General features: G+C 39.6%; 8 protein-coding genes. All 8 read left to right on the top strand.

Features of this window, described 5'->3' with window-relative positions; translation table 11 throughout:
- Positions 1–81: 81 nt before the first annotated feature.
- The 8 genes from Q0K35_RS00670 to Q0K35_RS00705 all read left to right on the top strand — a co-directional run bounded on the left by Q0K35_RS00670 (position 82) and on the right by Q0K35_RS00705 (position 6494).
- Positions 82–1425, top strand: a complete 1344-nt coding sequence (locus tag Q0K35_RS00670) for an MATE family efflux transporter (protein ID WP_294560664.1) — start codon at positions 82–84, stop codon at positions 1423–1425.
- 96 nt (positions 1426–1521) lie between these two features.
- Complete coding sequence (locus Q0K35_RS00675; protein ID WP_294560666.1) at positions 1522–2505, top strand: hypothetical protein; 984 nt, start codon at positions 1522–1524, stop codon at positions 2503–2505.
- A 1-nt stretch (position 2506) separates the two neighbouring features.
- Positions 2507–2737: a helix-turn-helix transcriptional regulator gene (locus Q0K35_RS00680; RefSeq protein WP_294560668.1), complete on the top strand. Its 231-nt coding sequence runs from the start codon at positions 2507–2509 to the stop codon at positions 2735–2737.
- Positions 2724–3566, top strand: coding sequence for a hypothetical protein (locus Q0K35_RS00685; protein ID WP_294560669.1), 843 nt, complete (start codon positions 2724–2726; stop codon positions 3564–3566). The genes Q0K35_RS00680 and Q0K35_RS00685 overlap by 14 nt, the downstream gene beginning before the upstream one ends.
- Before the next feature lie 229 nt (positions 3567–3795).
- A complete protein-coding gene (locus tag Q0K35_RS00690; protein ID WP_294560670.1) occupies positions 3796–4356 on the top strand; it encodes a TetR/AcrR family transcriptional regulator in 561 nt (186 codons plus the stop codon).
- A gap of 147 nt (positions 4357–4503) precedes the next feature.
- Positions 4504–4869: a hypothetical protein gene (locus Q0K35_RS00695; protein WP_294560672.1), complete on the top strand. Its 366-nt coding sequence runs from the start codon at positions 4504–4506 to the stop codon at positions 4867–4869.
- A gap of 30 nt (positions 4870–4899) precedes the next feature.
- Positions 4900–5442 (top strand): DUF308 domain-containing protein, encoded by a 543-nt coding sequence (locus Q0K35_RS00700; protein WP_294560674.1) that lies wholly within the window; start codon positions 4900–4902, stop codon positions 5440–5442.
- 59 nt (positions 5443–5501) lie between these two features.
- A complete protein-coding gene (locus Q0K35_RS00705) occupies positions 5502–6494 on the top strand; it encodes a choloylglycine hydrolase family protein (RefSeq protein WP_294560675.1) in 993 nt (330 codons plus the stop codon).
- Positions 6495–7224 lie beyond the last annotated feature (730 nt).

Below are 7224 nucleotides of genomic sequence, written 5' to 3' on the forward strand. Positions count from 1 at the left end.
TCGTGCGAAAGCTATAGATTTCCTTGTGGATGAGATAAACAAGGCAGATATAGCTTTATTTTTTTTGTCAGGAGGTAGAACATGCAGAAAACATTTATGAAAACAAAACCGGTACTTCCTTTAGTACTGTCGATGTCCTTTCCAATGATCATATCCATGCTGGTATCATCTCTCTATAATATCGTTGACAGCTATTATGTTGCACAGATAAGTGAAAATGCCATGACAGCTCTTTCACTCGTATTCCCGATTCAGAATCTGATCAATGCAGTAACAATAGGTTTTTCTATTGGGGCAAATGCAGTTATTGCATATCATTTAGGGGCACAAAATTATCAAAAGGCTGATGCTGCGGCAACTCAAAGTGTGATCTATAATGCACTTCATGGTGTCTTGCTGACGATTGGCTGTATTGTAGTGATGCCGTTTTTTCTAAACTTCTTTACTTCTGATGCCCAGATCATAGATATGGGTATCCGTTATTCACGAATCGCTTTTAGCTTTGCGATCGTCATTGCGATTTCAATGTCAATGGAAAAAGTCTATCAGGCAGAAGGTAAAATGATGATCACGATGGTTTGTATGCTTTCCGGCTGTGTAGCTAACATCATTCTTGATCCGCTCTTTATCTTTGGCTGGAAATTCATTCCTGCCATGGGCATTGAGGGTGCTGCCTGGGCGACCGGTATCGGGCAAAGCTTAGGTCTGGTTATTTACATCATATGTTATCGTTTTTATCATTTTCAGATACATCTTACCTTGAAAAAAGATACTTTCGATAAGGAAATCACAAAAAAAATGTATGGGGTAGGAATTCCGGCAATTTTTAACCTTGCATTACCTTCTCTGCTGATTTCCGCTTTAAATAGCATCCTTGCTAATTTTTCTGATACATATGTGCTTGTTTTAGGTGTTTATTATAAGCTGCAAACCTTCCTGTATCTTACGACCAACGGTATCGTACAGGGAATGCGTCCGATCGTAGGCTATAATTTCGGTGCAAAAGAATATGCCCGCGTCAAGAAAATTGTCTTGGTATCTCTAAGCTTAAGCATCATCATCATGAGCGTGGGAACCCTGTTATGCTGGCTGATTCCGGATAAACTGATCGGATTGTTCTCTACGAATGCTTCCACGATTGCTTCCGGCAGCATTGCTTTACGCTATATCAGCATTGGATTTATTATTTCCTCGGTATCGGTCATTATCAGCGGTGCTTTAGAAGGTTTGGGACAGGGAGTGCCATCACTGGTGATCTCATCACTGCGATATGTATTCATCATTATTCCTGTTGCTTTTGTATTAAGCATGATCTTTGGAGCAGAAGGAGTATGGCATGCTTTCTGGATCACTGAATTTATAGCGGCAGCAATCTCATATATGATTTATAAGAGAATGATGCTTTATCCAGATGAAGTAAATTAAGCGCATAAGCGCTTTTTTTAATTATTATTGTAAAACGATAATTTACATGATATAGTAAAGTTGTAATTATCGTAAAACAATAATTTGGAGGGAATTATGAAAAGGAAAACATTTATCATGACTTCTTTACTGATCATGTTGACCGTTGGCATGACTGCTTTATTATCACGTCAGGAACTGGCGATACTTATGAGCATCCTCATAAAACCAATGGCAATATTAGGAGAAGGACTTAGAAATATATCATTGAGCGGGGTGTTTGGTAATTTGTTGGCATGGATCGTTTATTTGCTGATATCATTGCTGCCTTTATTGTTCTTAGGAATCAGTTACCATAAGACCCATGCTTTTCATTATGAAGATATTCTTCTTGTAGTTTTAAGTATCGTATTATTGATCAGCATGTATTATATGATCAATCCGCATAAGCTTTCACTGATGACATACTGGAGCATTTCTCCATTTATCATCATGCTTCTTGTCGCTTATTTTGTTTTAAAAATACTAAGAAAAGCACATCAGGCTGATATAAGCCAACTGGCTCGATATTGTTCAATTCTATTACATTTTATCGTGTTCTGTTTTCTTTTTGCATCTGCTTATTTATTCATATATTGTGCGATAAAAGATACAACGGCAATATATATGACAGCTAATTCTATACCTGTGTGGGATATGAAAGTAAATACGGAAATTACGCCCATAGGTATCCTGGAATTCTCTAAAACGATCATCTTCATTCAATATTTCTTACAGGCATTACCTTATTTTCTGGGTGCCATCATTACCAATCAATTGATTTGGTTATTAAAACTGTTTCAAAAGGATACATATGATACTGAAATCGTAAATCTTTTGGATCATATCATCCTATTATCAAAACGATTTATTGCTTTGATCGTTCTATTCCAGCTTATTATTCAAGGCCTTTGTGTCATTGCAGGTGATGTCGTCTTAATGAATCACATACAACTATTCATACCCCTGACCCCTCTTTTATTCGTGCTTACTGTCATGCTGGTGAGCAAAATTATCCGCGAAAACTTCCAATTAAAGAAAGAGAACGATTTGTTTATCTGACATGGCTATCAGGATACATTTAGATGAAGCATTAAAGAAAAAGAAGATGACTTCAAAGGAATTATGCGGATATGTGGGAATCACTGAAGCTAATCTTTCTATATTGAGAAGTGGGAAAGCAAAGGGCGTACGTTTTAATACGTTAAATAAGATCTGTTACTATTTGGATTGTCGGGTGGAAGATATTTTGGAATTTGATGGGAATTTGGAGGACGAAGATGAAAAGGAATAGATGGTTTGCTGGATTATTATGTTTTATGCTGATGGGATGTTCGCTTGCAGAGGAAACCGGCCAAAAAGCACCGGATCAAAAGGGCAGCATCATTGGATTTATGGTAGCATCCCAAGATCAGATGACTGGTATGGATAGATATGATGCAAGCTGTAAAGAAGAAACAAATGATAATTATGTATGTTCTTTTGATACGATTGATGGATATATGGCCATATTTACATATCCAAGTGATGATGAAGGGAACAGTTATGGTTTTAAAGATGAGAATATGAGCGTTCTTGTCGGTGAAACAGATTATTATGTTACAGATGAGAAAGATATGATAACAACAGAAAGAAGCCTGAATATCATCGCAGAAAATCATGAAGATAGTATTTTATTCAAAATGATGCCAATATACTTTGATCAAGGTGAAATCTATGTTACCAATGAAGTATCGGGGATTTGGATCACGAGAAATAAGATCGGTTATCAGGCAAGTCAAAGCGGCACCTATGATACCATTGTTAATGGAACGAGTGAAGAAGTGAATGTTACAGTTCGTTTCCATATCATGTATAAACCGGAAATGATACTGATTCATTATATGGATCAGAACAATCAAGTGATACAAAGTATCCGTTATGAAGCGGAAAATGTTGAAGATGAAATACATATACCATCAGAAACTGCTTATTTGATCATTGAAACACAGAGCAGAAATTTTGAGGATTCGCTTATTTCAAACCGACAAATCATTGATCGCGATCATGAAACGATGACAACGTATTATGCTTATGATGATATCGTATGTGATTCCAAAACAACGACTTTGATATGGGAATAAAAAGAAAGAAGGCACCTGGTGAGAGTGCCTTATATTTTTATGATTAAAATTCATGTATTATTTTTTATCATAAGCTTTTATGAAAGAAATTCTTTGCCATCGTGTCAAGTGATACAAGAAACCAAAATTATCATTTTAGATGATTGAAGAATATCACTCAAAGCCATACATCCGATACCGTAAACAAACCTTGTTAACCTAATATTTTCTGTGTATAATGTTCTCAGATTTGCAAATAGAATGGAGGAATTGCCTGATGGCAGTTGAAACAAAGGAACTGATCGTGGAGGCCGTCAAACGGCTTTTGATGCAGAAGAAGGTTAAAAAGTTAACGGTGAAGGATATCGTAGATGAATGTAATATCACTCGACAGGCTTTTTACTATCATTTTGAAGATATTCCGGATCTGTTGAAATGGGTTTTGGAACGCAACACGGATAGACTGGTCGAAGAAACGCTTACTCAGGGAAATGCGGAAAAAGGGTTGCATTACCTGTTCCTGCTGGCATTGAATGCTCGTCCCTATGTGGAGCATAGCCTCCAGACAAACTATCGGGACGAGATTGAGCGAATGGTGGAGGATCATCTTTTCACCTTCTTCTTGCGAGTGGTGGAAAAGTGTGGCTTGTATGCCCAATGCAGCCATGCGGACTTAAAACTTGTTATGCGCTATCATAGCCAGGCGGTTCTTGGTTTCCTTAAAAACTGGACTGAGGACGATAGTAATGATCTTGATCATATCGTTCATATTGTTCATCAGCTTGTTGTGGGGGAGATTTCCCCCAGATAATAAGTATCTTTTTTTCATAGTAATGCCAGAGTATAAAATTTTTTACACTCTGGCATTTCTGTCAATACACACTTCTTTTTCTGTCTATTGTTCCAACCTCCTACCCTGATTAAAATAAAAGTATCCAAAAGAAAGAGGGTATGGATCATGTCATATGAAATTCTATCCGCGAAGTTAAGCCAGCTGGATCGGGAATTCGAGCAGTTCCATGCAAACATCCGGTTCAGCGAAACGGAAAGCCACGGACAGTTGAGTCAGAAGCTGGCTCACTTGCGTCAAAAAAATGAAACGGATCGTCTGGTGTTCCAGACAAAATTAAAATTCAGCTGTTCTCCTATGGTCGAAAAGCGGGTGTCTTCCTATGAAACAATAGAGGATTTTATTGATCGGGAGCGTGCGCAACAGAATGGGTCTTTCTCTGAAGTTTGGCGTCAGGGACTGTCCACAGAGGAGCTTCTTCTACTGGCGGAATATTGCTTCTCTCCCTGGAAGCAGTTAGTACACAAGATATAACATGGGGAAAGAAAAAGGAGGTTCAACAAAATGAAGCATCGTTCTAAATATGGATGGATGGAACTAATCGTTGGTATTCTGCTGATCGTGCTGGGCATATTCACTTTTCTGCAACCGGAAAGCGTGCTGACTGGTACTGTGCTTGTCTACGGTGTGCTTGCTCTTATCACAGGGATTGCGGATATTGTGTTTTATGTGAAGATGGAGCACCATACCGGAATTGGGCCGGTGGTTGCTCTGGTCAGTGGTATTTTGAGTGTACTCGCGGGTCTATTGGTGATGGTGTATCCCGGAGCTGCAATCTGGGCTCTGGCTATTTTCTTCCCACTGTGGTTCATCATGCACTGCATTTCTCATCTGACCCATTTGGAGATCATCCGGTATGTAGCCGGTAACGGGTACTATTATTTCAGCCTTATCATAAACATCATTGGATTGGTACTTGGCTTCCTGATGCTGCTTCAGCCGACCATCACTTTTCTGTCTATGGGATTTCTTATCGGTGCCTATCTGATCCTGCTAGGGATTGACAGTCTTGTATTGGCGTTCAGTGATGTGGGTTATAAATGGTAAAAAATTTGCTGGAAAAGCAGAGTGGTTAACAAAGATTCAATATTTGGAGGTTTTCTTTTATGTGTACTGCAATCAATTTCTTAAATCAACAGCATGAAAATGTATTTGGACGGACAATGGATTTTCACTACAATCTAAGCCCGTGTCTTGCTGTTTTTCCCGCTGGTTCCGCTTGGGAATGTGCGCTGGGCAAACTGTTTACCGACCGGTATGCGGTCGCGGGAATTGGCCGTCATTTCAAAAATCGCTATGTTCTATTTGATGGTGTCAATGAAAAGGGACTAGCAGGCGGCGCATTGTACTTTAAGGGTTATGCCGATTTCCCACAGTTCTCACAACAAAGTGACAAGATACAGGTTCCGGCTCTGGATTTCCTGCACTATGTCCTTGGTTTTTGCGCTTCCCTGGATGATCTTCGGGAGCTTTTGGCCGATATTACTTTGGTGGGAATTCAGGATGGGCTGACCGGTACAGTCGCACCGTTGCATTGGATCTTCACCGACTCATCCGGCAGGAGCGTCGTGGTGGAGCAGACTAAGCTGGGGCTGAATATCTATGAGAATCCGGTCGGTGTTTTGACGAACAGTCCGGACTTCCTCTGGCAGATGACAAACTTGCGCAACTACATCGAGGTCACACCGGAGCAGACGAACAAGGCGAATTGGGGAGGCTTTCTAGTGGAACCATTTGGACAGGCTGCTGGAACAAGTACCCTACCTGGAGGTTACACACCACCTGCTCGTTTCGTCAGAACAACGTTCCAGAAACTACACATGGTACAGCCGGAGGGGATGCAAGAAGCCATTATCGCAGGCTTTCACATTTTAGAAGGCGTTACGCTGCCAAACGGTGTAGTAAAGACAGCTAACGGAACCTTCGACTACACTCAATACACTTCCATGATTGATCTTCAAAACAAAGTCTACTATTTCAAGACCTATGAAAATCCTCAAATCATCCGGGTAGATTTGAAGCCGTTCTGGAAATCTGGAAAAACAGTGCAGGATCTGGGTAGCATCCATCTGCCGATTCACTATGGAACAATGGATTGAATGATCCTTTTGGGATAAGATTCTGGTAAAAAGCCTCTAAAAATTGCTGCTGATCATAATGTTGCTGAACGTGGTGAGTATCTTCTGGAGAAGAAATCATTGCAGATGAGTATTTATGAAACAGCTAAGCGATTCATAAAAATTCTTCATTCTTTCTACATTTTTGATTTTACCATAACAGAACATTCTCTTGGCTTTTGCCTAAAAAAGTACAAGTGTTTTGTCCTGATTCCATATGATTCATCTGAGCTGCCAGTTCGAATGAAAAAGGTAGAATTAAAACCAATCAAGAAGTTTAAATAGAAAAAGCCCCATCTCTCAACTACTGAGGGATGGGGTAAACTGTTAAATTGCTGTTTTTGGGATTTCCCTGACAAAGTTATAAGTGATACTGACTTTCTGCGTCTTCTTGCTGACTACCTTTTTGATTATGCCTAATTTCTGGCCTTAACCTTGTGGCTTGAACATGCTTTACAACTCATATGGTGGTAGGCCTTGCCAATATACTACATCTTATCTATCGACTCCAGCATCTCGCCAATGAAGCGGTCTGCCTTCTCATACCACTACGGTATTCTTATCGCACACAGCAGTCTTGTACGAATTTTTGATTAGCGTGATTCTTTCACAAAATAATGACGTTTTAACCAGTTTGATAAACCATCAAGATCAGGAAAGATGATACGTTCATTGATGTTGAGCCGATCTAACATATCCCTGATTTCCCATC

It is taken from the genome of uncultured Traorella sp. (assembly GCF_944327115.1).
GTDB lineage: Bacteria > Bacillota_I > Bacilli_A > Erysipelotrichales > Erysipelotrichaceae > Traorella.

Bases quoted from the DNA above. Each gene is read 5' to 3' on its own strand.
- Q0K35_RS00670 (WP_294560664.1), top strand. From the start codon at position 82: ATGCAGAAAACATTTATGAAAACAAAACCGGTACTTCCTTTAGTACTG.
- Q0K35_RS00685 (WP_294560669.1), top strand. From the start codon at position 2,724: ATGAAAAGGAATAGATGGTTTGCTGGATTATTATGTTTTATGCTGATG.
- Q0K35_RS00700 (WP_294560674.1), top strand. From the start codon at position 4,900: ATGAAGCATCGTTCTAAATATGGATGGATGGAACTAATCGTTGGTATT.
- Q0K35_RS00680 (WP_294560668.1), top strand. From the start codon at position 2,507: ATGGCTATCAGGATACATTTAGATGAAGCATTAAAGAAAAAGAAGATG.
- Q0K35_RS00705 (WP_294560675.1), top strand. From the start codon at position 5,502: ATGTGTACTGCAATCAATTTCTTAAATCAACAGCATGAAAATGTATTT.
- Q0K35_RS00695 (WP_294560672.1), top strand. From the start codon at position 4,504: ATGTCATATGAAATTCTATCCGCGAAGTTAAGCCAGCTGGATCGGGAA.
- Q0K35_RS00675 (WP_294560666.1), top strand. From the start codon at position 1,522: ATGAAAAGGAAAACATTTATCATGACTTCTTTACTGATCATGTTGACC.